General features: G+C 38.6%; 23 protein-coding genes and 1 CRISPR repeat array (1 of these 24 running past the window's edge). Of the genes, 13 read left to right on the forward strand and 10 right to left on the reverse strand.

What is annotated here, in order from left to right; translation table 11 throughout:
- Positions 1 to 748: direct repeats of the CRISPR family, unit length 37 nt; unit sequence GTTTCAATCCTTGTTTTAGTGGATCTTGCTCACGAAT; it begins 520 nt to the left of the window's first position.
- A 616-nt stretch (positions 749 to 1,364) separates the two neighbouring features.
- The 5 genes from MSBRW_RS18080 to MSBRW_RS18100 all read left to right on the forward strand — a co-directional run bounded on the left by MSBRW_RS18080 (position 1,365) and on the right by MSBRW_RS18100 (position 7,296).
- Entirely contained in the window at positions 1,365 to 3,023 is a 1,659-nt protein-coding gene (locus MSBRW_RS18080) for an ABC transporter substrate-binding protein (RefSeq protein WP_011306352.1), read from the forward strand.
- A gap of 439 nt (positions 3,024 to 3,462) precedes the next feature.
- Positions 3,463 to 4,455 carry an ABC transporter permease gene (locus MSBRW_RS18085; RefSeq protein WP_011306351.1) on the forward strand — a complete coding sequence of 331 codons (993 nt, stop codon included), beginning with the start codon at positions 3,463 to 3,465 and terminating at the stop codon, positions 4,453 to 4,455.
- Complete coding sequence (locus MSBRW_RS18090) at positions 4,452 to 5,309, forward strand: ABC transporter permease (protein WP_011306350.1); 858 nt, start codon at positions 4,452 to 4,454, stop codon at positions 5,307 to 5,309. Before MSBRW_RS18085 ends, MSBRW_RS18090 begins: the two co-directional genes overlap by 4 nt.
- Before the next feature lie 327 nt (positions 5,310 to 5,636).
- Positions 5,637 to 6,695, forward strand: coding sequence for an ABC transporter ATP-binding protein (locus tag MSBRW_RS18095; protein WP_080565337.1), 1,059 nt, complete (start codon positions 5,637 to 5,639; stop codon positions 6,693 to 6,695).
- Positions 6,685 to 7,296, forward strand: coding sequence for an ABC transporter ATP-binding protein (locus MSBRW_RS18100; RefSeq protein ID WP_011306348.1), 612 nt, complete (start codon positions 6,685 to 6,687; stop codon positions 7,294 to 7,296). The genes MSBRW_RS18095 and MSBRW_RS18100 overlap by 11 nt, the downstream gene beginning before the upstream one ends.
- Before the next feature lie 748 nt (positions 7,297 to 8,044).
- Here MSBRW_RS18100 and MSBRW_RS22735 read toward each other — a convergent pair.
- From MSBRW_RS22735 to MSBRW_RS18120, 6 genes are all read right to left on the reverse strand, one after another.
- Positions 8,045 to 8,197, reverse strand: coding sequence for a hypothetical protein (locus MSBRW_RS22735; protein WP_157209479.1), 153 nt, complete (start codon positions 8,195 to 8,197; stop codon positions 8,045 to 8,047).
- A 116-nt stretch (positions 8,198 to 8,313) separates the two neighbouring features.
- On the reverse strand, positions 8,314 to 8,484 hold the full coding sequence (locus tag MSBRW_RS22740) for a hypothetical protein (RefSeq protein WP_155398366.1): 171 nt from the start codon (positions 8,482 to 8,484) through the stop codon (positions 8,314 to 8,316).
- A complete protein-coding gene (locus MSBRW_RS18105; RefSeq protein ID WP_048102679.1) occupies positions 8,465 to 8,785 on the reverse strand; it encodes a hypothetical protein in 321 nt (106 codons plus the stop codon). Before MSBRW_RS18105 ends, MSBRW_RS22740 begins: the two co-directional genes overlap by 20 nt.
- A gap of 476 nt (positions 8,786 to 9,261) precedes the next feature.
- The gene (locus MSBRW_RS18110; RefSeq protein WP_011306347.1) at positions 9,262 to 10,389 is read right to left on the reverse strand and encodes an isocitrate/isopropylmalate dehydrogenase family protein; all 1,128 of its coding nucleotides are present in this window, start codon (positions 10,387 to 10,389) and stop codon (positions 9,262 to 9,264) included.
- 95 nt (positions 10,390 to 10,484) lie between these two features.
- Positions 10,485 to 10,973, reverse strand: a complete 489-nt coding sequence (locus MSBRW_RS18115; protein WP_011306346.1) for a 3-isopropylmalate dehydratase small subunit — start codon at positions 10,971 to 10,973, stop codon at positions 10,485 to 10,487.
- A gap of 188 nt (positions 10,974 to 11,161) precedes the next feature.
- A complete protein-coding gene (locus MSBRW_RS18120; protein ID WP_011306345.1) occupies positions 11,162 to 12,499 on the reverse strand; it encodes an ATP-binding protein in 1,338 nt (445 codons plus the stop codon).
- A 267-nt stretch (positions 12,500 to 12,766) separates the two neighbouring features.
- Between MSBRW_RS18120 and MSBRW_RS18125 the strand changes: the two genes are divergently transcribed.
- Positions 12,767 to 13,135, forward strand: a complete 369-nt coding sequence (locus MSBRW_RS18125; RefSeq protein WP_011306344.1) for a hypothetical protein — start codon at positions 12,767 to 12,769, stop codon at positions 13,133 to 13,135.
- A gap of 51 nt (positions 13,136 to 13,186) precedes the next feature.
- On the forward strand, positions 13,187 to 14,278 hold the full coding sequence (locus MSBRW_RS18130) for a radical SAM/SPASM domain-containing protein (protein ID WP_011306343.1): 1,092 nt from the start codon (positions 13,187 to 13,189) through the stop codon (positions 14,276 to 14,278).
- A gap of 242 nt (positions 14,279 to 14,520) precedes the next feature.
- On the opposite strand, the gene MSBRW_RS18135 is transcribed toward MSBRW_RS18130, so the two are convergent.
- Positions 14,521 to 15,591: a formate--phosphoribosylaminoimidazolecarboxamide ligase gene (locus MSBRW_RS18135; RefSeq protein ID WP_011306342.1), complete on the reverse strand. Its 1,071-nt coding sequence runs from the start codon at positions 15,589 to 15,591 to the stop codon at positions 14,521 to 14,523.
- Between the two features lie 189 nt (positions 15,592 to 15,780).
- Here MSBRW_RS18135 and MSBRW_RS18140 point away from each other — a divergent pair, with 189 nt between their 5' ends.
- Positions 15,781 to 16,698, forward strand: a complete 918-nt coding sequence (locus tag MSBRW_RS18140; RefSeq protein ID WP_011306341.1) for an ArsR/SmtB family transcription factor — start codon at positions 15,781 to 15,783, stop codon at positions 16,696 to 16,698.
- A gap of 8 nt (positions 16,699 to 16,706) precedes the next feature.
- Entirely contained in the window at positions 16,707 to 17,516 is an 810-nt protein-coding gene (truA, locus tag MSBRW_RS18145) for a tRNA pseudouridine(38-40) synthase TruA (protein WP_011306340.1), read from the forward strand.
- 404 nt (positions 17,517 to 17,920) lie between these two features.
- Here truA and MSBRW_RS18150 read toward each other — a convergent pair whose 3' ends face one another.
- Both MSBRW_RS18150 and MSBRW_RS18155 read right to left on the reverse strand, forming a co-directional pair.
- Positions 17,921 to 19,180: a hypothetical protein gene (locus tag MSBRW_RS18150; protein ID WP_011306339.1), complete on the reverse strand. Its 1,260-nt coding sequence runs from the start codon at positions 19,178 to 19,180 to the stop codon at positions 17,921 to 17,923.
- A 243-nt stretch (positions 19,181 to 19,423) separates the two neighbouring features.
- The gene (locus tag MSBRW_RS18155) at positions 19,424 to 20,491 is read right to left on the reverse strand and encodes a TRM11 family SAM-dependent methyltransferase (RefSeq protein ID WP_011306338.1); all 1,068 of its coding nucleotides are present in this window, start codon (positions 20,489 to 20,491) and stop codon (positions 19,424 to 19,426) included.
- Between the two features lie 292 nt (positions 20,492 to 20,783).
- Here MSBRW_RS18155 and MSBRW_RS21530 point away from each other — a divergent pair.
- A protein-coding gene (locus tag MSBRW_RS21530) for an IS1 family transposase (RefSeq protein ID WP_085983082.1) occupies positions 20,784 to 21,466 on the forward strand; the annotation gives its coding sequence in 2 pieces (ribosomal slippage) (positions 20,784 to 21,144 and positions 21,144 to 21,466; 684 coding nt in all).
- A 473-nt stretch (positions 21,467 to 21,939) separates the two neighbouring features.
- Positions 21,940 to 22,956: a glycosyltransferase family 2 protein gene (locus tag MSBRW_RS20585; RefSeq protein ID WP_011306336.1), complete on the forward strand. Its 1,017-nt coding sequence runs from the start codon at positions 21,940 to 21,942 to the stop codon at positions 22,954 to 22,956.
- 115 nt (positions 22,957 to 23,071) lie between these two features.
- Here MSBRW_RS20585 and MSBRW_RS18175 read toward each other — a convergent pair whose 3' ends face one another.
- Complete coding sequence (locus tag MSBRW_RS18175; RefSeq protein ID WP_011306335.1) at positions 23,072 to 24,085, reverse strand: radical SAM/SPASM domain-containing protein; 1,014 nt, start codon at positions 24,083 to 24,085, stop codon at positions 23,072 to 23,074.
- Between the two features lie 798 nt (positions 24,086 to 24,883).
- On the opposite strand from MSBRW_RS18175, the gene MSBRW_RS21535 reads away from it, so the two are divergent.
- Positions 24,884 to 25,566, forward strand: a protein-coding gene (locus MSBRW_RS21535) for an IS1 family transposase (protein WP_085983081.1) whose coding sequence is annotated in 2 segments (ribosomal slippage) — positions 24,884 to 25,244 and positions 25,244 to 25,566 — 684 coding nt in all. Because the reading frame shifts where the segments join, the coding sequence is not laid out codon by codon here.
- 39 nt (positions 25,567 to 25,605) lie between these two features.
- The gene (locus tag MSBRW_RS18190; RefSeq protein WP_230669854.1) at positions 25,606 to 26,460 is read left to right on the forward strand and encodes an EamA family transporter; all 855 of its coding nucleotides are present in this window, start codon (positions 25,606 to 25,608) and stop codon (positions 26,458 to 26,460) included.
- The last annotated feature ends 37 nt before the right edge of the window (positions 26,461 to 26,497 follow it).

Below are 26,497 nucleotides of genomic sequence, written 5' to 3' on the forward strand. Positions count from 1 at the left end.
AGTGGATCTTGCTCACGAATAATGACAACAATGATAACAATGTATATATACCTAGTTTCAATCCTTGTTTTAGTGGATCTTGCTCACGAATTTGATCTTTGTTTTCTCCTTTTACTCGTAATATCGTTTCAATCCTTGTTTTAGTGGATCTTGCTCACGAATACTCTAAAAGATCTTCCAGATAAAGTAGCTGAAAAAGGTTTCAATCCTTGTTTTAGTGGATCTTGCTCACGAATATTACAAAAAAGGATGCTACCGGAATTTATGTTCTCGGTTTCAATCCTTGTTTTAGTGGATCTTGCTCACGAATTGGGATTACGTAAGCTTTTGCTTCATCTGCGTTGTCGTTTCAATCCTTGTTTTAGTGGATCTTGCTCACGAATAATATACTCTATGTACCTCTCCCTCGCGTATAGTTGTTTCAATCCTTGTTTTAGTGGATCTTGCTCACGAATTTGATCTTTGTTTTCTCCTTTTACTCGTAATATCGTTTCAATCCTTGTTTTAGTGGATCTTGCTCACGAATGCCAAAGCAAACAATTGATGAAAATAGGATGTGTAAAAGATGACTGGTTTCAATCCTTGTTTTAGTGGATCTTGCTCACGAATCTTAAAAAAGGTGATAGGATAGACATACCGGGTTTCAATCCTTGTTTTAGTGGATCTTGCTCACGAATTTATGTATGCCGTAGTACATCCTAAATGAATCGAGTTTCAATCCTTGTTTTAGTGGATCTTGCTCACGAATAGGGCAAAAATTTCCGTTATTTGGCTAGAAAAGGCCTGAAATGAGTCCTTTTATGGAGTTGAAATTCTTGTTGGAAAATTATCAAACCCTTTATAAATACAAGAAAAACAGGGTTTCTAGCGGTTTGGAAACATTCTGATATATGCCTTTCTTTCTATTTAACTTTTGTATTTAAAAGCGTTCTAAGTAGATTTAAAGCCCGGCTTAATTCAATGATGGTTTTACTATTTTTTAAAAACACTGAATTTAAACTATTTTATTCATCCAGACACTGAATTCAATCCAAAACTAACAAACGAATAAAAATATTATTTTGTATTATTTAATATTATAGAATTATTGTATTAGTATTACATATATTTAGGAATGTATTTATAGCAAAACGGGTCTAGTCTTGTTCATCTTAATTTTTGTCAAAAAAGTATTGCCGTATTATTATGCTTTTTCAAAAAAGTGTTATTTAACTGATTTGGGATTACTGAAAACACTACTGGTAGGTAATCCTATTGCAATAATTTAATATAACTACAAGAACGGAGGAGTTTTAATCAAGAAAAATCAGCAATATATCTTAATAGGGGCAATAGCCATAATTATTGCTGCTGCTGTTGCTTTCATGCCTGGTGACGAGCCAGCTAGTCCGGCCTCCGGAGTATCGGATGAATCGGTTTCCGAAGGTTCAGATGCGTTAGCTCCCGGAGATTCGAATGAATCAACTTCCCAGGGCTCGGATGAGTTAGCTTCTGGAGATTCAAAAGAATCAACTTCCCAGGGCTCGAATGAGCTGGTAGCAGCTGTCGGAACACATGGCGGAGAGCCGGAAACCGGTTTTAACCCGATTACCGGATGGGGTTATAGTCATGAACCGCTGGTCCAAAGTACTCTTTTTAAAAAGGACAGTAATGGGTCTCTTATCACAGATTTAGCGACAAATTATTCTGTTAGTGACGATGGGTTTACCTGGACTGTTAATATAAGAGATGACGTAAAATTCCATGATGGGGTACCTTTAACTGCCAGAGATGTAGCATTCACGTTTAATACCGCAGCAAATTCGAGTGGAGTCGATCTCTCAGTACTGAAAAATGCGGTAGTCCTCGATAACTACACGGTTGAATTCACATTAAACGATCCGCAGACGACTTTTATTCACAAGCTTGTAGCTATCGGGATTGTGCCTGAACATGCCTATAATGATACTTACGGAGAAAATCCGATTGGGTCAGGCCCATATCGATTTGTAGAATGGGATAAAGGTCAGCAGGCAATCTTTGAAGCAAATCCGGATTACTACGGTCAGGCACCTTACTTTAAAAAATTAACTTTACTCTTCATGCAGTCCGACACGGCTTTCGCGGCAGCTAAATCAGGACAGGTTGACATAGCTGAAATTCCTTCTTCCTACGCTGATCAGAAAGTAGATGGAATGAAAATAGTGTCCCTTAGTTCCATTGATGCTCGGGGAATAACCTTCCCAATGCAGCCCGACACGGGAAAGAAAACGGAAAATGGCTACTCAATCGGAAATAATGTAACCTCCGATCCTGCGATACGAAAAGCTCTGAACATTGGAATAGACAGGCAGACCTTAATCGATGGAGCATTAAACGGGCAGGGTGAAGAGGAATTTACGGGTGTGGACAAACTACCCTGGGGCAATAAGGACGCTATATTCGAAGACGGAAAAGTAGACGAAGCAAAGAAGCTTTTAGCGGACGCCGGCTGGAAAGATACCGATGGTGATGGCATTCTTGAAAAGAATGGAACGAAAGCAGAATTTACCTTATTGTATTCCTCAAACGCCCAGGAAAGGCAAGCCTTAGCCGTTGCACTGAGCGAGGAAGCTAAAGAACTGGGAATAAACATTAAAGTCGAAGGTAAGAGCTGGGACGAGATTGATACCCTGGCGCATTCAACTCCTGTAGTTTTCGGATACGGTTCGCTGGATCCAACGGACTTATACCTGAGATATTACAGCAAAAGCTACGACCCTTCAAACTACAACAATATAATACTATACAACAATTCGGTCGTGGACAACTATCTAAAGACAGCCATAACTAGCACTGATCAGGATACTGCCAATAAAAACTGGCAACTGGCTGCCTGGGATGGAACAACAGGATTTTCTGAAAAAGGAGACGCTACCTGGCTCTGGATTGCAACTATTAATTACATGTACATTATGGACGAGGATATAGATTTCGGGACTCCCAAAATCCAGCCTCATGGTGCCAATATCTTCGGTAATATCCTGGAGTGGAAACGTACATAAAATTAAACCGAAACTGGATTTTGGAAAGGAACGGTCATGAAAGTCTCTCAGTAAGGCTGAGGACCGTTCCCTAAAGTTCTTAGTAAAACTGAGGATGAAAAAGACGGCGAAAAATTAACTATTAGTGATTAATCCTGTAGTTAGCAATTAATCAATTCCGTAATTAGTGAATAACTGAGCCTTTAATTCTGATCTTGCATGTTCAGTTATTGCATGTTCAGTTATTGCATGTTCAGTTATTCATTTTTCCTTTCTTTTTGTCCACAGATGGGTTTGATGTGACCGATTGGAAAAGGTATAAAACACCTGTTTTACCGGATTTAATCTTATTTTAGCTTTAAAAATTGCGAAAACTCCTACTAATCCCTGAAACCGTTCACAAATTGGTATTTACGTTAAAATGGACAGCATTATAGAATAATATGTATGAGGGAGTAGCGTGTCAAACAATGAAAAAATAGCGGGCTTCATCGGAAAAAAGGCCTTCAGGTTGGCAAGCCTTTTGATTATAGTTTGTCTTGCAAGTTTCATGCTTATACAGTATTCGCCTATAGATCCCGTTAGAGCCTATATCGGGGAAATGCCAGTAACCGCAGAACACAAAGCTAAACTTGAAGCTTACTGGGGGGTTAATATCCCTCCGCAGGAAAAGTTCCTGAACTGGGCTGGAGATATTCTTAAAGGAGACTTTGGGACTTCACTGATTTATAGGGTTCCAGTTATTGATGTCATTAAAGAACGATTTACAGCTTCCCTTGTTCTAATGGGAATTTCTTGGCTATTTTCAGGAATTTTAGGTTTTGCTTTAGGAATAATAGCGGGCGCGAAGCAAGGTACGTGGGTCGATAAGGCAATAAAAATTTATTGTTACGCTCTGGCTGCTGCACCGACATTCTGGTTAGCACTGGTTCTTCTAATAGTGTTTTCAGTATATTTGGGCTGGTTCCCAATAGGATTACGTGTACCTATAGGGGTTACAGCCGACAATGTAACGTTTTTTGATTGGTTCAAGCGTTTAATTCTCCCGGCACTAACTTTGAGTTTATTAGACATTGCCAAAATTACAATGTTCACTCGAGAAAAATTAATCGAAGTCCTCTCCAGTGATTATGTCTTATTTGCAAAGGCAAGAGGTGAAAAAGGTCTGGATCTTGTATTGAGGCATGGAATTCGAAACGTTGCACTTCCGGCCATTACCCTGCAGTTTTTAGGATTCAGTGAACTGTTCGGGGGCACAGTTCTGGTTGAACAGGTATTCTCATATCCCGGAATCGGACAGACTGCAGTGGCAGCAGGACTGGGATCCGATGTACCACTGCTTTTGGGAATAGTCATCTTCAGCACTTTATTTGTATTCTTCGGAAACCTGATTGCTGATATTATCTATGAATTTGTTGACCCCAGGATAAAGCAACAGGAGGCATTAATGTGAGCACTACTGTTGTGACAGTTAACAGGGGACTATTTAGAGGATTAAATCTCAGGCAGAAAACGCTTCTGATAATAGGTTTCACTTCACTTTTATTACTTTCAATTGTGGTTTCCAGCGTGTTTTTAGGTGAGGAACCGCTACATACCAATTTCGGCTCTAAAAACCTTGCTCCTTCTCTGGAACACCCATTCGGAACAGATTGGATGGGAAGAGACATGTTTATAAGGACTCTGGAAGGACTGGGTTTAAGTATACTGGTTGGAGGGCTTGCTTCTACAATCAGCACTGTATTGACCGTAATTTTAGGATTACTTTCAAGTGCAGGAAAAACTGCAGACTCCTTTGTGTCGTGGCTGGTAGACCTCTTTCTTTCAATTCCTCATCTGCTTTTAATAATTCTTATTTCCATCGGAATGGGAGGAGGAGCAACAGGAGTTATTACCGGAGTTGCATTAACGCACTGGCCAAGCTTAACAAGGGTCGTAAGAGCAGAAATCAAGCAACTGAAAACCCAGGAGTACATTCATATCTCCAGGAATCTTGGCAGGTCAAAATGGTGGATAGCTACAAGACACATTCTACCTCATCTGGTTCCCCAGATACTGTTAGGCACGATTTTAATGTTTCCACATGCGATTTTGCACGAAGCTTCAGTCACATTCCTGGGGTTCGGGCTTTCACCACATGAACCGGCAATCGGTATAATTCTTTCCGAATCTATGAGGTATCTTTCAGCAGGATACTGGTGGCTTGCATTTTTCCCGGGATTGTCGCTGTTAATTGTAGTTCTGGCATTTGATATGATTGGAGAAAGTTTAGGAAAGCTGATGAATCCGAAAAATGCTCATGAATAAATTTCTTTTGTTACTTGATTCAAAATATAGTGGAGTTGAAATTTACTGGAGTTGAAATCTACTGGATTCAAAATGTGCTGGATTCAAAATTTACTAGATTCGAAATTTACTAAATTCAAAATGTGCCGGATTCAAAATTTACTAGATTCAAAATATGCTGGATTCAAAATGTGCCGGATTCAAAATTAACTAGATTCAAAATATGCTGGATTCAAAATTTACTAGATTCAAAATTTACTAGATTCAAAATGTGCTGGATTAGAAATGCTGGATCTAAAATGTACTGAATAAAAAAGATGTTAGATTTAGATCTGGAGAGCGTGAAATATGGGAAATAAAGCTGAAATAAACCCTGAAAAAGAGTTAGCTACTAGACTTGAAACAGTTGCTGGAAAGGATAAAACAGTTACTGGAAAAAGGGATAAAACAATTGCTGGGGAACGGAAAAAAACTGAAGCTCTGTTGAACGTAGAAGATCTTTCGTTGTCGTTTACTCAATATGCGTTTGGGCTTAGACAGACTGAACTGAAAGTAATTTCTAATTTGAGTATCCAGGCTTATAAAGGTGAAATTCTGGCTATTGTAGGGTCAAGCGGCTCAGGTAAAAGTCTTCTGGCTCATGCGATTTTAGGAATTTTGCCTTCAAACGCAAAACTAGAAGGCAAGATCGAATACGATGGCGAAGAACTTACCCAGGAAAGAAAAGAAGAAATGAGAGGCAAAGAAATTGCCCTGATCCCGCAAGCTATAACCTATCTTGACCCTTTAATGAAAATCTCAAATCAAGTAATAGGATGCGTTGAAAAAGAAAAAGAAGGCTTAATGAAGAAACTTCAGAGAGAAATTTTTCGGAGATACGATTTAAAACCCGATGTCGAAAGAATGCTCCCTCATGAGCTCTCAGGAGGAATGGCTCGAAGAGTTCTGGTTTCGACTGCTGTAATAAGCTCTTCAAAACTCGTAATTGCGGATGAACCAACTCCAGGGTTAGACGAAAATACTTTGAATGAGACCCTGAGTTACTTCAAAGACATGGCAGATAAGGGGTGTGCAGTGATACTCATAACTCATGACATTGAAGCTGCATTAAAAATCTCCCATAAAATCGCAGTATTTTATGCAGGTACGGTCCTGGAAGTAGCTAATGTTGAAGACTTTAAAAATAATGGTGAGAACCTAAGACACCCGTATACCCGTGCACTCTGGAATGCCCTTCCCCAGAACAACTTCCAGGCAATCAAAGGCCATCAACCGATGCAGGATGAAGTCATTGACGGATGCATTTTCTATGAAAGATGTTCCAAAAAGAAAGCTAGCTGTTCTCAGGGAACTCCTCAATTGAAACAGGTCAATGGAGGGATGGTGAGGTGCAATAATGCGTCTTAAAGGTGAGAACATAAGTTTCGGGTATAAAACAAATAACTTGATTTTAAAGGATGTTAATATTTCTTTGGGCAACGGAGAAGTACTGGGCCTGATCGGGGATAGTGGAAGCGGAAAATCAACTCTCTGTAAGATCTTAGCAGGCTACGAAAATAAGTATCAGGGGAAGGTAAGTCTAGATGGGAAAGAAATCCCGTCAAAAGGCTATAATCCGGTCCAGCTCGTTTTTCAACATCCGGAAAAAGCTGTAAACCCTAAATGGAGAATGAAAGATATTCTAAACGAAGGACACCTTGTTTCACAGGATATTATAGAGGCATTTGGAATAAAAAATAACTGGCTTAACCGATGGCCCAATGAGCTTTCAGGAGGAGAACTTCAGAGGTTTGCCCTTGCAAGAGCTTTAAGCCCTAAAACCAGGTTTTTAATTGCTGATGAAATTACTACAATGGTAGACGCTATTACTCAAGCTCAAATCTGGAATATCGTTTTAAATATCGTCGAAGAACTTAATATTGGAGTACTGGTCGTAAGCCATGACAGAAATTTAATTAACAGATTATGTCACAATACAATTTATCTAAAAGACATAAATAATACTTGACAAAAACAAATAGTGCTTGACAAAAACCAAAATAATACTTGACAAAAAAGTGAGCCAATATTTAATATAATGTCTAATGTTTAATTTTGAAGTCTTTTTGTATTATATAACGAAGCGTAAAACCACCTGGCTCTAACCTGGAGGTTATAACTTCAACCTAATTTTTTTCCATATAGTATTAACGACCGGTTTTAGTACAGAGCTCTCGAGTCTGATTTTAATTTTCTTCAAATTCGATTCACCGTTTTACGACAAAAACTATGCATTATTAAAACAAGAAAAAAGGCGTTTTGTCAGCTTAACCTTGCAACTCTGAATATTTTGTAACTCTGAATATATTGTAACTCTGAGTATTTTGTAACTCTGAATATTTTGTAACTCTGAGTATTCGCAATATGGTTCTTAACATGGTTCTATGTATAATATTTCATGTTTCTTTCAAGAAAAGTTTATAAATTCCACAGTAACTTTTATCCAGTGCTTCTGTACATGTGTACGAATCATCTTTATATGCAGTACACTTCGACGTGTATTCACATTTCATATCAAACAAATTTGTTTTCCCGAACACTATGTTAAAAAGTTTCATATGATAATATACGATATTAACATATATAACTTTATTTAGTAGTTGACGATTATGTAACTCCCCACACGGGAATTTCTACGTTTTTATCCAAGAGTTTTACGAGGCTATCTCAAAACCTGTTTTATTCCAAGTCACTTAAGGAAATTATCCATCTTACTCTCAGGGAATCATGTCTCTGATATCTATATAATAAGGACTGAAATCTGGCAAGTCCCCTTCAAACGATTTTGCAAATATACTCCAGGTTTTGATCTGCGGTTTCAGTTTTTTCATTATTGCAAGAAAATCATCATCCGGATCTGTTGCGGTCATAAGGTAATCCTGTTTCATATCGATTAATAGGTTACTTAACTGTTTGAAGAAGCCAGCAGAGCTTCAGGTCATTGTTTATCAAATGCGTGATCAGCGATATAAAATAATTTCAAATATTATCTTTCGGCTGTAATTTTCGGTACTTTTGTAATATGGTTCAGGACTCCAAAAGCAGATATCATCATCTTCATTGCGGTCGGTTCTCTAACGTAATATAAATTCCCCAGTTTAGAATTATCCCATAGTCCAGCACAGGCTACGATTTTATTATTCTCGTCTCTGGCCACCCAGAAATTCTCCAGTCCATACCCAGGAGATGGCTTTCAAACACTCTTCAAAGGTTTGAGCTGTAAACGGCAAGAAATATCGAAATCCTGAATTATATTCGTTAATAAGGGCGACTGCATCACCAAGTTCTTTCCCATCAACAGGATTCATTGAATATTCTGGTGATATATCCGACTTTTTATAAGTTGGAACTGCTAGCGTTTTAATATCTCCCACGCTGGAATATCCCATCTTACCGAATAAAGATTTGGAAGCGTTATTCGACTCGTACACATAGGCATAGGTGTAACTTAATCCCATTTCCAGGACTTTTTCTTCTGCCTTCTTATATCCTTCTTATCTACGCCCAGAGCACAGTTTTCATCGCTCTGTGAACACAATTTCTTTATTTCCAGTAAGTTAGATTCTCATCATCACTGAAAAGTCTAATGGAGATCACAGATATACCCCAATTATTGGTTTTTTCCTTTCAACTAAATCTTCCTATATAAGTATCACACACTAAATATATATCTGTTGTTATCTCTGACTCGTATATGATATTTAAATGCAGACATATTAAAAATAGAGTAACGGCTGATGAAAAAGTAGTAATGAACAAGGAATGATGAGCAAAGAATGATGAGCAAAGAATAACGAACAAAGAATAACGAACAAAGAATAACGAACAAAGAATAACGAGCAAAGAATAATGAACAAAGAATAATGAGCAAAGAATGATGAGCAAAAAATGATGAGCAAGGAATAGTAAAAAAATATAGGGAAGGAGAATTGAATTATTCTCCCTTTATTATCCTTGCAATGTCGTCTCCGACATCTGAGGTTGTGCTCTTGCCACCCATGTCATAGGTTTTTACTTTGCTGTCCAGAATGTTTTTCTGGATTGCATTAACTATGGTGTCTGCGGCTTCTTTTTCTCCGAGATGTTCTATGAGCATTGCACCTGCCCAGATTGTGGCAATCGGGTTGACTTTGTTCTGTCCCTTGTACTTCGGAGCTGAACCGTGAATCGGCTCGAACATGCTCGTGCCTGTCGGGTTGATGTTTCCACCGGGAGCAAGGCCAAGGCCACCCTGGATCATGGCTCCGAGATCAGTAATAATGTCTCCGAACATGTTCGGGGTTACAACCACATCGAACCATTCGGGGTTTTTCACAAACCACATTGTGACGGCATCAACGAAATTAAAGTCTGTAGTAACGCCGGGATGTTTTGCAGAAATTGCATTGAACTCTTCTCTCCAGAAGCCGTAGATATCGGAAAGCACATTTGCCTTGTCAACGGAAGAAACGTGTTTTCTCCGGTTCTCGGCAAGGTCAAAGGCGTACTCGATAACCCTGTCTGTACCTTCCTTGGAGATAAGGCCTATCTGGTATCCTATTTCTTCGCTGTCAGTCTCGATATCAAGACCGAATTTTGCAGAGTAGAGCGTTCTTTTTACTTCAAGAAGGTCTTTGCTCGCTCCTTTTTTTGCTCTACCGCCGACCCCTACGTAGAAGTCCTCGGTGTTTTCCCTGACAACCACAAAATCGATATCTTTCGAGGTTTTGTCTTTGAGAGGGGTCCACACCCCATCAAGAAGTTTTATCGGGCGAAGGTTAACATACTCGTCAAAATAAAAGCGTGCAGTTAATAAGATTCCCTTCTCAAGGACGCCAGGGGCAATCCTTGGATCTCCGATGGAACCAAGGTAAATGGCAGGGTATCCGGATAGCTCCTTTAAGGTATCTTCCGAAATCAGTTCTCCCGTTTCAAGATAATGATCTGCTCCCTGCGGGTATTCAATCCACTCTACATCAAAACCGAATCTTTCGCCAGCGGCATCTATTACCTTTCTGCCTTCGGCGATAATTTCTGGGCCTATCCCGTCGCCCGGGAGGACCGGAATCTTATACTGCGTCATATTTACACTCCTTTGAAATTTACAGGCAAAACTGCCTTTTTTATTGCGAGATCTCAAACGCGGACAGGGCTGTCTCAGGACAGATTTCCTGTTTTTTAGCGTTCAGAGACCAGTTTCCTGGCATATTCGATAAGTCCACCCTCATCCACGATTTCACGCACGAAATCAGGGAGAGGGGTTGCCTGGTAGGTTTCACCTTTTGTCTTGTTTTCAATAACTCCTGTGGACAGGTCTACTTCAAGCTCGTCTCCATCGTCAATCCTGTCAGTATCAGGGCATTCCAGGACAGGAACTCCGATATTTATTGAGTTCCTGAAAAAGATCCTTGCAAAAGATTTTGCAATTACACAGGCTACCTTTGCTCCTTTCAGGGCAAGGGGCGCGTGCTCACGCGATGAGCCGCAACCAAAATTGTTTCCCGCGACTACGATATCATTTTCATGAACTTTTTTTGCAAATTCGGGGCGTACACCTTCAAACGTGTACTTTGCAAGCTCTTCAGGGGTATTGTAAATCAAGTACCTTCCGGGAATCACTGCATCCGTATCCACGTCGTCTCCGAACTTCCAGGCTCTTCCTTTCATAACATCACCGGTCTTTTGTTGCAATTAAATGCAGCTACATTAGAATTTTTACAGCCCGAATTTAGCTGCATTCACAGGGTTGAAGTATCACAGGTAATATTTATATTATTTTCTAACATGACTCAAAAATTAGTTAACAATTCCAATTCTCTTAATCCTGAGTTTTCCCCGAAAATCTACAAAATGAGTTACTTTTGTAGTTGAACGGCATTTTCATTGCTTTTTTCTTTGAGATGAGAGTCAAAAGCACTTGGTTCCCCTCCTCCGTGCCAGCTTAGCCTCGGGCGGATGCGCACAAGATGAACTGACTCGGAATGGTCATCCACTATCAGGGCAGCCCCTCTTTCACTTCCCATCTTCTTAATATATGCCTGGAGATTTTCCTGCATATAAAGAGGCCGTGAAGTTTCCAGAGCAAGAATATCATCACTTGCCGTAAGGCGGTGGCAGATAAGAAGGTCACTCTGGGAAACAACATCCGGATGCAGGCTTGCAGGCCGTTGGGTTGCCAGGACAAGGGAAAGGCCAGGCTGCCGGCCCTGTCTGAGGCAGCGGTTAATAAGTACCTTCGAAGCAAGGCCTTCAGTCTTTGCGGGTATGAAAATGTGAGCCTCATCTATAAAGAGCCAGACCATGGGAAATTCTTCCCTATGAGCCTTTTCTCCCATAAGTTTTTTTTCGTAGGTTCTTCTTGCCTCAAGTCTTGCTTCATAAAGTCTACCTGCAATAATTGATACTGCTGCAGCGCAGACGTTTTCGTTTTCAAGCGTACTCACATCAAGGATAGTTGTTCTCCCTCCCGACACGAGATCTGACAGTTTTGTTCCTTCTTTTGAGAAAAGGCCCCAGGAATTTACTGCTCTAAAGTAATTCTCTACAGCTCCTTTTGAAGCCTCATCCGAGCGAGGGTCTCCGGCAATCTCGCGGAGAATTTCTTCAAAAGAATATGCTTCTCCTTTTTCTCTGAGGGATTCTATTGCTCTTACCATTAGAATTCCAGGAGGAGAAACCTCTTCGATACTAAAGATCCTGCACCACTGGCTTCCTGAAAGTTCGCTTATCGGGATGGAAAATGGCTTTACATCAATATTCCTTTCCCTATAAGCTTCAACCTTGCCCACAGGCACGAAAATCTCAATATCGAGCCCGGCTGGAGTGAGTTCCCAGTTTTTAAGCTTCCGCGCTTCAAAAGCGTTTGGATACTTCATCGTCCAGAAAATCCCCATAGTGTCAATAACAACGGATGCAAGTCTTTTTTTAATGGCCGGTTCAAGAAAAGCAAGTTCTTCAAGCAAACAGCCCATGGTATAGGATTTTCCGTATCCTCTTTTCCCGCAGATCAAAATAGCATGAGGCTTCAGGGCATCAAGATAAACGGCTGCTCCCCGCGAGTGGTCAAGTGCCATGTAATTTCCAATTGACAGGAGACCCTTTCCAGGGTTCTCTTCACTTCCAAGTACACGCAGCGCCCCAGTATTTTTCCCCCGAAAAACAGGCCTTAGTTCTTTATTTTCAATTTTAGGCATCAGATAGTATCGGATTGAAAACTATTTAAAATAATTTACTTAATAACAGTTAAATAAAATAAGTATTGTAACTAGTATAAAGGGTGATATGTAGCTTTAATTTATTTTATGTAGGCTGAATAGTTACATTTATTATTAATTAATACATTTATAGTGTATCTTACATAAGGCAGTGGCAAAAGAGAGTTGGAACGAAATTAATAAAAAACAATTGCAGCCGAAAGTAGGATTTTTAGTAAAATAAATAGTTTAGGTGGGAAGGTATAAATGGAACTTACAGAAAAGCAGCGTACTTTATTGAAAGGACAGATTGAAGAATTTCTAAAGACTAAAAATTCTGAAGACGATTGGTGTGTTGCATGCGGAGCAGGGGCTGCAGAGTCAAAAGATTTGTTGTCCAGAGATCCGGAAATATATCGTCAATTTACTTCTAAAGAAACAATAAATGATTTGCTTACATCTCCCACAGTTTCAGCACTGATTCAAAAAAGTGGTTCTAATATGTGGTGTGTTGCTTGTGGTGCAGGCAAAAGTAAATCACTTGGTGAAGATGTGATTAATCCTGCGATGAATAAGGGGTCATCCGCAGAGATTGATAAAGCAATGACCAAAGTCATTGAAATTCTTAAAGAATGAATCTGAGATTCATTATTCTTTTTTCTTTTTAATATTTGAGGGGACTTTGAAATGGAATTATATAAGTCTAAATTAGTTCGAATTTTTTATAATATTACAAATCGTTGCAATTTATACTGTCATTATTGTTATGCAGGTTCTGGTCATCCAGTTGATCAAGCCCAACTATCCTTAGATACTATTGAACGTATAGCTTCAGACGGGAGAAAGTGTGGTGCAAGTTCGGTACTTCTATCTGGGGGTGAGCCTTTTTTTCGTAAAGATTGGTTTGATGTGTTTAGCGTTTTCGATGATTATGGATACGACTTATCAGTTAGTTCAAATGGAACATTGATAAATGAAAAAACTATTCAAAAGTTAACAAAATTTAAAAATATAATATTTCAAATAAGTTTAGATGCATCTGAACAAAATTTTGATAAAATTGTTGGTGTTAATGGAACGTTCAAGCGAGTGACAAAAGCAATAGATCTCTTGCTAGCAAATGGATATGAAATTCAAGTTAACAGTGTGTTGCATAAAAGCAACTTTCAGGATATACCTTTCTTAATACGATATTCTTATGAACGAGAGTTGTTATTACGTTTTACTCTTCTTAGCACAGATTATGGTAGAGCGAAAGGAAGTCCTTTAAGTCTTGATTTGAGCCAAATTCAAAAGGTTATTCAGGCAGTTCACGTTTCCAGAAAAGTAAATCCATACGTAGAATTAAATATTCCACCATTACTTCTTCATCCAGACGACTTATTCCATATTTCTCCTTCGTGTGGGTGGATGCATCATCAGTGTGGAATACAAAGTAATGGCGACGTAACTATTTGTGGACTCTCCGGTGGTAGACCAGATCTTGTGGCAGGTAATGTAAAATCACAATCGTTGGAATATCTGTGGAATAACTCTCCTCTATTTAGGAAACTGCGATTGTTGGAAATCACTAAGATCAAAGAAATTTGTGGAATTTGTCCGTTTTTAAGTGTATGTGGGGGGTCATGCAGGCTAACTCCTTACATATCGACTGGAGACTTTTACGCTCCGAACGGTGTTTGTCAGATGTTTTATGAAGCATTGAAGCGTGGTGATATAGAAGACTTTCCTTCCTATGTGATCAATCTGGGTTTTATGGAGTGCCTATCTCAAAATTAATATGTAATATGTAGGATATGGTAGGGAAGTCACTCTCACCTTCTCATTAAACGGTAGCTCTCAGCGAGTGGTTAAATGCCATGTAATTTCCAATGGACATGATGCCTTTTCTGGGATATCCTCACTTCTAAAAACTAAAACTCTAAAAATTCAGAATCTCTAAAATATAAAGGTTAAGAGCTTAGCTCAACCCTGAAAAGTAAATATTAGAATGTCTCAGAAAATTATATGGAACTATTTGTTTAGGATATTATCTTATCCAGCTGGCCTGTTTGGGCTGCGATTTTGATTTCCCTGGCTATTCTTCTTCCGGTTGAGAGGTTTTCTTCCATCAGGTCGGCATAAGGAGAACCTGAAATGTAAAGGTTTGTTCCTGCAACAATTCTGGCCGAGATCTCAAACACTTTAATCTCTAGCGTATCCGTAAAAACAGTCTCAAGGCAGAAAGACCCTATCATCCCGCCAAAGAGGCCAAGAGATTCTTCAACTACCCTTTCTCCAAGAGAGAAGATGAGGGGTAAGAGGGATTCTCTTGCTACAAGGGGCATATTTCCTGTGACTACATATGTCGGGCGGATTCCTGCTCCTACGAGTTCTCTGGGGGAACCGAGCCTGAAAATTTCATCCGCATTGGATTCTACCCTGCGGTCCATGCTCAGAAGTTCAAGGCTGCCCTTGCTTAAAGTGTATCCTTCGTTTCGGATAGGGGAATAGAAGTAATGAAGGTAATAACGGGTCCCGGTGATAAATTCCTGAATCGTGTACTTCTGGGTCCGGTCTATAAGTTCTTCGAACTCTTCGTAGGTTTTTGCGACGAAGAAACCTTTTCCTCCTTTTGCCCCGTCGTACTTGACCATTACAGGCCCATTAATATCGTGAGGATCATCGACTTTTCCGGGCATATGAATGCCTGCTCCGAGCAACCACTCACGCTCTTTATCCCTGTCTGATTCCCATTCGAGCACAGCCCGGTTTCCAAAAGTAGGTACGGCCATATCTGCAAAATTTTCCGTGCCAAGGTAAGCAACTACTGAGCCGTGTGGGATAATAATGGTGTTTTTCTGTCTAAGCTCCTCAGCCTTATTCATTATATCGGCATAGCTATCGACGACAAGGTACTCATCGGGTTTTGCTTTGGGAAAAGCCTCATAAAATTTTGGAGGCTTGCCGACGCAGATTCCCAGAGTTCTGAAGCCTTCTTTCCGAGCTCCGTCAAAAATTTGAAGGCTAGAGTGGGAGCAAATTGTTGCAATTGTAATGTTTTCTAAATCGTAATTTTTCAGAAATTCAAGAACCTGCTGTTTTGTGATCATGATTGGTACCAGCGGAAAATTTAGATTAGTATATACAATGTTCTATTTAAGGTTAAGGTCTGGATTCTATATCTAGATATAGTAGTGAATGAATATTCTGCCATAAAAATAAAACTTTATATTGATTCGCGCAAACTAAGGTTAGACTCTGAGGTAAAAATAGACAGGTTTTTAATCCAGGAAGTAATTATGGACGAGCTCAAAGATCAGGATGGTTTATCGGCAACCAGCGACTCCTTGCCGGGATCGGAGCAGCTGGAGCAGGGTGGCAAGGTGCTTGTTCTCCCGGTAAATGGGGAATCCAGAAAGATCACTCAAATCCTTTCCAATGAAACATCAATAAAGATTCTTGAGTTGCTCGGAAAAAAAAGCATGTCTGCAACCAATATTGCAGAGGAGCTGGAGCTTCCCCTTACTACTGTCAAGTATAATCTTGACTCACTTATAGAGTCCGATCTTATAAAGATCAAACAAATAAAGTGGAGCAAGAAAGGAAGGCAAGTAAAGATCTACGAGTCAGCCGAAAAACTGATTGTCCTCGTTCCTTCGAAAAGCTCTATAGACAAACTCTCTCTCGTAAGCCTGCTGCAAAAGTACCTCGGAGTAATAGGAGCTGCCTTTTTTGCAGCCGCAGGTATAGAGTATTTTTCAGCTTATATGAAAGCAAAACGGGTAATTGATGCAACTGCTCCTTTGAGAATGAGGACAATGGAAACACTTGACAATTCTTCTCCAGAGCAAATGATACTGGGAATAAACGAGAGCAATAACGTAAGCCCGAAAATAGCTCTCGACCAGCAGGTGCCCGAAGGAGCTGCAAATACAAGCTCTGAGGCTCTGGGATCTGGAGAAGGAAATCTGTCCTCTGGACTGGAAGCTGGCACTACTCAAGGAGTTACTGAAGTCCCGATGTCCACCCCGGATGGTTTAAACTCTGTACCGGGGTGCTCATCTATTCCGCCTGAAGGGTTATCTCATGCAAGCGGGATTCATGGGCTTTATGACATGCTTTTTCTTCACCCTGGGTTCTGGTTCCTGTTAGGGTGTCTTTTTATAGTAGTCGTACTGATTGTAAGAGAAGTCTATTATAAGAAAAAAGCCAAGTAGAGATTCTTATGAGAGTCGCTTTAAAACTTGCATACATAGGCACCGAGTTTCACGGCTCCCAGATCCAGCCCAATGTTGAGACTGTGGAGGGAGAACTCTTCAAGGCTCTTCGAAATCTCGGGATTATAGAAAGCCCCAAGTCTGCGAATTATACCTGCGCCGGCAGAACTGATGCCGGGGTTCACGCCCTTGAACAGGTTGTTGCCTTTGACACGGATAAACTGAACCTGGCAATTCCAAGGGTAATAAATTCCGAACTTACCCCAGGAATCTGGGTCTGGGCCCACGCGGAAGTGCCCTTAAGCTTTGATGCCAGAAGAGATGCGGTTTCCAGACACTACCGCTATGTAATGAGCGGAAAAGAGTATGATATCTCCAAAATCCGGGAAGCTTCAAAATTTCTGCTCGGAACGCACGATTTTGAAAACTTTTCGCGAACCAATGGAGAAAAAAGTACGGTTCGAACCATAGAAAGGATCGATGCCCGCATAGATGGAGAACTTATAAAAATCGACGTTGTTGGGAATAGTTTCCTCTGGAATATGGTCCGGAAAATTGTGACCGCCCTTTCCATGATCGGAAAAGGAGTACGTGATACCGATTGGCTGCTCCAGATGCTGAATCCGGAGATTTATGAAGAAGGAATCGAATCTGCTCCTGCTTATGGATTGACCCTCCTGAAAGTGAATTATAACGAGAAAATAGAATGGATTGAAGACAATTACTCTATCAGGAGAGCAGGTGATCAGAACCAGAAACGTATCCTCAGGCATAGGGTCATGGCAGAAGTGCTAGAAGAATTGATCTCCCATGAGTAAAAAGTGCCTTTACATGGATTCTTAACATTTTGAATTTCATTTTGATTTTAATTTTTTTGATTGTACTTTTTTTGATTGTACTTTTTTTTGATTGTACTTATATAGTATTTATCCGAAGTAAGACGATATCAATAGCTTTCTTTAATTAAATTCAATAGACATATCTCTCAAAATCAATTTCCCTCAATTATTGGCTACTGATTCCATTTTTCATTTTCACTGGTTGGTATTTGAATCTCAATCTTTTCGGATATGCTTTAAGTTGAAATCGTTGGCAGTAAATTGACTTCATATAGGCTGAATAATTGTTAAAATCAATAAACATCGATAGAGTAAGAAGAACAGTAAGAAGAACAGTAAGAAGAACAGTAAGAAGAACAGTAAGAAGAACAGTAAGAAGAACGTTAGTAATGAACGAGCCCTATCTTTTCACCGCTTGGAAAATATATAAATCCGTTTACCTTCAGTTTCCTTAAGGCATTATCAAAAGTAAAATCGAATAGCTTTGTATTACTCCTGACAGTGCTTAATAAAAGAGGAATTCCTGCATCATCCAGTTCTGTTATTTCTTTAAGCAGGACTTCTGCTTCAGAAGGCAATCTATACAGAGAGTTTGTTGACATTTTTTTAAGTTCACTTACGTTATGTCTTGACCCATCCATTACATCTGACCAAAGTCCTGTACTTGTTTTCAAATCATTAAGTGTTACCCAGGATTTAAAATTAAGTCTGGCAAAGGAAGTAGCTAATTTCGGAATAACCGATCCGATGTCCTGATAATACGGAATGTCTTCCCTTGAAGATATTTCATCCAGAATAAAGTACATTGCATTTTCCATTCTCTTTTCTACTTTTTCAGGAACATATGGCTGGAATAGAAGAGAGTTAACCATATATGCTCTTGCTATAGGCAGGTATTCTTCAAAACTTTTCTTATATTCCCCATATGTTTTGAATGCCATGTTTAAAGGAATTGGAAGGTGAATAGGCACATCGGTTACATCAAAATAAGATAAATTAACTTCGCGACTGTTAAGAGGATAAATTTCCTCATTATTTTCCAGAAACTTATAAAAGTTCTTGGAAGAAGGCCGTCGAAATTCCTGAGGGACAATTCCTAATATCCTCTTAAAAGCGGCCCATTTCTGTCGATCCCGGTGTGTATCCAGAGCTACGGTGTTTACTCCGCCTTTCTCAAGGTCTGTTATTTGAGGGGCTGAGATTGCACACATACCCAAACAGTATCGAAAATCCTCAATGTTGTAAAAGTTTGGATTTTTCACAGGAGTTGATAAAAACTCCAAAAACTCTTCTGTACTTGCTAAGTCTTTAGCCCGAATTTTATTTGGATTTATGTTTTTCCAGCCAATTATGTATTTAACTAAAATTGGGTCAAGTTTCTGCTCTTTAAGTCCATAAAATGTTTCGGTTTCCGTCACAGCAACTTCTACTAATTTGTCCTTTGGTGGAAATTCCCCGCTTTTTACCACATAAATCTGGTTTCTAGGGTCATTATAATAAGGAGAAGGATCAAGATAGAAAATTCCTTTTTCCTTATCTTTGTACCGGACATAACCCGTATTTTCTATTCTAAAAATAAGATTATATTCGCTTGCTGCAAATTCATAACCACGGCTTCGGTCTTTTAAAGGAGGCAATGCCATAGGATCACTCTTCGCAGATTAATTACTTACCCATAATCTTTATACACCTTCCAGGTAGAAAAGATTATCAGTTTTTTAACTCCCCCCAGTTAATAAACAAAAATGTATTTTGCAATAATATTTAGCTTCATGGATAATGTGCTTTTAATGTCATGGATAATATATTTTCCAGCAAAAACGCTATCAATAAAATTATCAAGAAAAACAGGTTACAGGTTACCTACTGAATGTAGGTTTGATTCTTCATTCCCGCTTCCCATTCTCATTTTTTAATTTTTTCTGAAAAATAGTTATTGTCCGGGTAAGGCTTCGATGTACTCTCTGGGAATAAATCTTAAGAACCTTAAGCCCTGCCTTTTCCCCATATTCCGCTGCAGCTTTATCCGAAACTACAACTGCGATGCCTCCGGGCTTAAGGACACGCTCGATCTCACTAAGAGCACAGGAATAGAGTTCTTCCAAGGACCCTCCGAGAATTGCTGCCGATCTGCCATAGGGCGGGTCAGTGACGACTGCATTTATTGTTTCTTCTTTTAACGGAACCCTACAGGCATCTCCTTCCATCAGGGCGTAATCCAGTTTAAAGGCTTCAAGGTTCATATGGGCACCCTTAACAAGTTTTTCCTGAGCATCGATTCCTATAACCCTTGCTCCCATAAGCCCGGCTTCAATAATAATTCCTGCAGTGCCGCAAAATGGGTCCATAAAGAGTTCTCCTGGCTTTATTCCAGAGAGGTTTGCGAGGGCGCGGGCAACCCTCGGCATAAGGACACCAGGATGGAAAAAAGGTTTATTCTGGGGGTTTCTGGCTTCATATGCACTTCTGTCGATAGAGGACAGGAGAGTTCCGAACACAGCTTTTTCACTCAGGATCACTCTGAACTCCACGTCCGGGTCTTTCAGGTTTGCCCGAAAGCCTTTCCTGTAAATGCATCCTCCTACTTTCTGTTCAAGAAACTCGCCCGGAAAATCCACATGGTGTTTGATTCGTTTTGCTCTGACCACAAAACTTTGTCCTTCTCTGATGTAGCCTGATGAATCAAAGGCTTCTGCAAGTTTCAGGATTGCATCCGGAGTATTTTCGGAGATCCCAACAACCTTCAGGATATGGTGGGTCATTGCCAGCCTGTCAGTTATCGGGCCTCGAAGGATTTTTTCCACATCCTCTTCTTTGCCAGTTATTTCCACTACCAAGCACTGGTCAATAATAGTATGGGTCCGAAAATCAAGTCCCTCAATTCTGAGGCAGGCAAATACTTCGGCAGCGGGCAGTTCTTCATGTTCTCCAGAAAGTTCAAAAGCGTATAACATTGGTGATCCGGAATAGGTTGATAATTGTAAACTCGAAATGATATTCGTACCATAACGTTGAGGAAATGAATATAAAACTCCGTGCGTGAAACGTGAAAGTAGTTATTAAAAGTAACTGATGGGTTTGATTGCAGTTATTCTGTGAAATATCAAGGCATATCAAAAAGTGTAAATGAATTTTAAAAATCAAGTCGGTTAGTATATAAAAAATTAAAAATCATATTATTATCACTATGACATAAGGCTTTGGTAGTTAACTATAGTTATATATTATGAGAACCTATATTTCTATATGAACTGCCCAAGGTGTAATAGTTCCACTCACAAAAAGAATGGTATAGTATTTGGACGTCAACACTACAAATGCCATGATTGTGGATATAATTATACCGTAGAGGTAAAATCAACTGCTAGCTCCCCTTCTGTTAAGAGACAGGCTTTGCAACTCTATCTTGAAGGGTTAGGATTTCGCTCAATAGGAAGATTTTTAGGAGTAAGTCATGTTTCTGTCCAAAAATGGATAAAGAAATTTGGTCAGGAGTTGGAGGACCTAAAAAGCGAAAATGAGATATCTATTGTTGAAATGGATGAGATGAACACTTACATCGGTAACAAAAAAAATATTGCTGGATCTGAATTGCTGTTGATAGAGTTGGGAAAAAATTCATCAACTGCTCTTTTGGCAGCAGAGGAACGGAAACTGGACAACTAATATGGGAAAAATTAAAGCAAAAAGAGATTGGAGAGGTGATGACAGATCACTGGAGAGCATATGCAGAGTTTCTTCCAGAAAATATTCATACTCAATCCAAAGCCGAAACGTATACAGTTGAAGGATATAACGGCATATTGAAGCACTTTCTGGCAAGGTTGAGACGAAAGACAAAATGTTATACGAAGAGTATTGAAATGCTAAAGTACTCTGTTCTTCTATTGATGAAACATAGAAATAAAGAGATAGCTATAATTAGTTAACAATACCAAAAGTATTACTGTTTAATATGCTTCAGTCGCGCCCTCCAGACTGACGCGTTAAGGAATATATATGTGGCTTCATAGAAAGCCTTACAAACGATATTTTGAAGACTAGTGTCATGAAAATTTAATTTTAGAGCATCTGAAACCCTGAATCCCTTATCCCTGAGAAGCTACTCAAATATTATGTTCCATAATTAATTTTTCGTGATACTAGTAATGAGAGTATCGGACAGGCTTTTGAGAAATACTTAATGTCAAGTATAAAAAGACAAATTAGGTAAATTTTTTAATATAAATATCTACTTTTAATCTATTTATCTTTTATTTACGAAAAATTTCTTATATATATAAATACTACAAATTATTAGTCAATAATGTAAATTTCTAATTAAAAATTGGATTAAAGTTAAGTATAAAATTAAATTTAATATTAAAAATGACTATATTTACAAATCAGGAAGACAAGATTTATGATCGTGCCAGAAATATCGATCATCATTCCACTCTATAATAAAAGTATCCATATCGCACGGGCATTGAATTCGGTTCTTAACCAGACATTCTATAACTTTGAGGTAATTGTTGTGGACGATGGTTCTACAGACGGTGGAACGAAGATTGTTATGGATTTCAATGACCCTCGGATTCGTTTGATCCAACAGAAAAATCAGGGCGCATCGATAGCAAGAAATGTGGGTGTCCAGTATGCTAAAGCAAATCTGATTGCTTTTCTGGATGCAGATGATGAATGGACACAAAACTACATAGAAATAATCTTGAAATTGAGAAAGCGATACCCTCAAGCTGGTATGTATACTACAGCTTACCAAATATCGACCCACGATGGAAAGCTTACTTGGCCCAAATATAAATATATACCTTTTCGATCATGGGAAGGACTACTCCCCAACTTCTTCAAATCTTTAGCTTTTGGAGATTCTCCAGTCCGTACTTCTTTATTATCCGTCCCCAAGAGTATTTTTATAGAATTGGGTGGGTTCCCACCGGGATATAGATGGGCACATGATGTTGATTTGTTCGGGAAAATTGCACTGAAATATCCAGTTGCTTTTAGTTGGAAACTAGGGGGCATATATCACGGGGACGCAGTTAATCGCCTTAGTGATCTAAAACGTCCAATAGACTATGATGAGCCGTTTATCGAGACTGCTCGTAATGCTATAATAAATGGGGAAGTTCGGCCTGATTTTATTGGGCCACTCAATGAATTCATCTTCAGACAGGAGACCCCTCGTGTTGCAAGATATATACTGTCAGGAAACTCAGAAACCGCCCGAAATATCTTAAGTCAGTGTAAACCGAAGCAATACTATTACTACTCCATGAAGATATTATTGCTCCTATTATCAATAATACCTTATCCTGTAATTAGATACTCAACCAATATAAAGTTTTTAAAAATAGCTTTAATGGAATTATTTCATATCTCACCAGAGGCAAAGTACTCACAGGGTCTCTATCGTTAATCCACCATAAAGTAACGGCTTCTACTTTTTAGGATTTTGAACTCGATACTCACTAAGCCACTAAAAATTTTGAGTTGTTGTCATTTGGCAACATTAAACTGCAAAGTAACGTTTTTCACACAGATATCGATCCATGCGTTACCTTTCCACTCCTCTTAATCTCTTCCCATGAGATCCAATGTTTATCTTCAAGCATTGTGTTATATAGCTTGCATTTTACGCACGGTATATCATCCCTGGCCGGTTTTTTACCCATCAACATCGATCTGGCGTAACTCATTTTTTCGTTGTTTAAAACAGAGATTAGATTATCTTTGAAAACATTGCCGTAATCTTCCCAAAAGTTCACATTACATCCAAGCATACGCCCATCAAAGTTGATTTGCGGGTTTTTCCATAACATGAAGCAGAGTGGCCTGATATAGTTAACTCCATATTTTTGGTAGTACTCATCCCTATTTGCAACCCCTAATCCAGTTTCTTTACTTATATGCTCTTTATCTTTAACTGGCGAAAACACTTTATCGCTGAACATATTTCCCCAAGATAATTTTAGAAAAAAGTCCATTCCAAGGTCCTGAGCCATTTCGCGGGCACGATCGACAAAACCTTCATTATGGCCGAAAGCAACAAATTGCCATAAAAGTTTAGGGTATGGAGAATTATACTTTTTTTTATATCTGTTTATAGCTTTTATATTGTTTATAACATTATCAAAGTTCCCTCTTTGTCTGTAAATCTGGTAGGTTTTATTATCTATGCCGTCAATTGAACAGGTAATTCCCTTAAATCTGTATTTAACAAGTGACTCTATTAACTCATCAGTCATCGTGTTTAGGTTAGCGCCATTGTTGGCGCATACTGCAACATTTTTCTCATAGGCATATTTTATCATGTCGATGAGTTCTGGATTTAAAAATATCTCGCCATAGTTCGATAACTCAATTTCTTTGATAAACGAGTTATTATCTATAATTTGTTTAAAATCACTATATTTTAAAAAGCCAGATCCAATGGCAGCAGCGACCTTGCCATTAGCTGTAGGACAAGTAGGACATCTCAGCTGGCAGACTGTTGAAACGTCTAATCGAATTTTACTTGGTTGGATTTCTTTAGGTGTAGATGCCATATTATTATCCACCTGTGTAATTTAGAGGATTTTACTAGGTGTTCTATCAATCTACTATAATCCAGGATTTCATAAAATGTTTTCCTGTATAACACTCATAGTTTGCCCTTAGAATATTACTAAAGTTCAATAGATCACACATCCCTGAGTAAGAAAAGAATTAAACACTCGATAGCTTTGAGTTTCTTTTCTTCAGAACATCTCGATTCGGTTTTTAGGCTCTTCTCTGTTTTGTATGAGTTGAAAATAATTGCTTAGTTAAAAAGCATTCAGATCAAATATGAAAAAATCAAGCTTGAACGTGATTTTTTAACAAGAACTATTTCCATATCTTATATATGATGCTTCAACATTCAGGAGCTATATGTAAGTTACCCACTCAAAAGAGCGAAGAGTCAGTTTTTATTTAACTGATTAAGTATATGATAGTTAAAAGGTTAAATAATGTTAGGACCTTCAACAGCTTAGACGTGAAAACAAATTAAGACTGGATAAAATACTATCAAATCTAATGGGTGACTCTAAACTTGGCTTGAATTAAATTACTGTTACTTCATCCTTGTAAAGTTAACAGTTCATGAGAGTGTCTGAAGTGACTGATATAATAGAGATGAGAAAGCTCATGAAATGGATGAAGGTATAAATTAATGAAGTAGGTCTATTGCTCTCTAATTGCAAATCGGTTAATGTGCAGAGCCGAGAATATGAACTCAATCAAGGTCTTAATCTTATTATTAGAATTAATACAGGCTTTGGTAGTTAACTATAGTTATATATTATGAGAACCTATATTTCTATATGAACTGCCCAAGGTGTAATAGTTCCACTCACAAAAAGAATGGTATAGTTTGTGGACGTCAACGCTACAAATGCCATGATTGTGGATATAATTATACCGCAGAGGTAAAATCAACTGCTAGCTCCCCTTCTGTTAAGAGACAGGCTTTGCAACTCTATCTTGAAGGGTTAGGATTTCGCTCAATAGGAAGATTTTTAGGAGTAAGTCATGTTTCTGTCCAAAAATGGATAAAGAAATTTGGTCAGGAGTTGGAGGACCTAAAAAGCGAAAATGAGATATCTATTGTTGAAATGGATGAGATGAACACTTACATCGGTAACAAAAAAAATATTGCTGGATCTGAATTGCTGTTGATAGAGTTGGGAAAAAATTCATCAACTGCTCTTTTGGCAGCAGAGGAACGGAAACTGGACAACTAATATGGGAAAAATTAAAGCAAAAAGAGATTGGAGAGGTGATGACAGATCACTGGAGAGCATATGCAGAGTTTCTTCCAGAAAATATTCATACTCAATCCAAAGCCGAAACGTATACAGTTGAAGGATATAACGGCATATTGAAGCACTTTCTGGCAAGGTTGAGACGAAAGACAAAATGTTATACGAAGAGTATTGAAATGCTAAAGTACTCTGTTCTTCTATTGATGAAACATAGAAATAAAGAGATAGCTATAATTAGTTAACAATACCTTAATACCACGTTGGAAAATATGATGTTATGGTTGGCATTTGCTATTTTAACAGCATTTTCTGAATCAATAAAAGACGTGTTAAACAAGAGACTCTTAACTCAAGTCAATGAGTACTTATTAGCATGGTCGCTAGTATTATTTGCACTACCATGGTTAGTTTTATCTTTATTTTTCACAGGTATTCCCCCACTAAAAACTGAGTTTTGGTCTTACCTCATAATAGATAGTATCCTGAATATTGTAGCCAATCTCTTATATATAAGAGCAATCAAACATGGGGATCTCTCATCCACTGTTCCTATTATAAATTTCACTCCTCTATTTCTTATTGTAACTTCTCCTCTAATTTTGGGAGAAAGACTAAATATTTTTGGCTGCATTGGAGTTCTACTTGTTTTGACCGGTTCATATTTTATAAATTTTCAAGTAAGAGATAAAGGATATTTGTATCCCTTTCATATGCTTCTTAAAGAGAAAGGACCACGAACAATGCTTTGTGTCGCACTAATTTGGAGTATAACTTCTACTATGGATAAAATTGGAGTAATTAATTCTTCGTCATTTTTTTGGGCAATTTCACTAAATATATGTATATTTGCTTTAATGAGTCTCTTTCTACTGCATAATTCTAAAGTTGATAGCAAAAAGATTAACCACAATCTAAAGGATTTTGTATTTCTCGGCTTTTTTTATGCATTAGGATGGTTAGCTCAAATGACGGCGATCAGTTTAATATCTGTAGCTTATGTGATCTCAATAAAGAGGTCAAGTACATTAATAAGTGTAATACTCGGTTACCTGTTATTTAAGGAAAGTAATATAAAATGGAGACTACCAGGAGCGACAATAATGTTTGTAGGTTTTTTAGTGTTAGCTTTATCATAAATTGATACAATTCCGCAATCCAATTATTGTTGTTATT

Origin of the sequence: Methanosarcina barkeri str. Wiesmoor, from assembly GCF_000969985.1 — an archaeon.
GTDB classification, from domain to species: Archaea; Halobacteriota; Methanosarcinia; order Methanosarcinales; family Methanosarcinaceae; genus Methanosarcina; species Methanosarcina barkeri_B.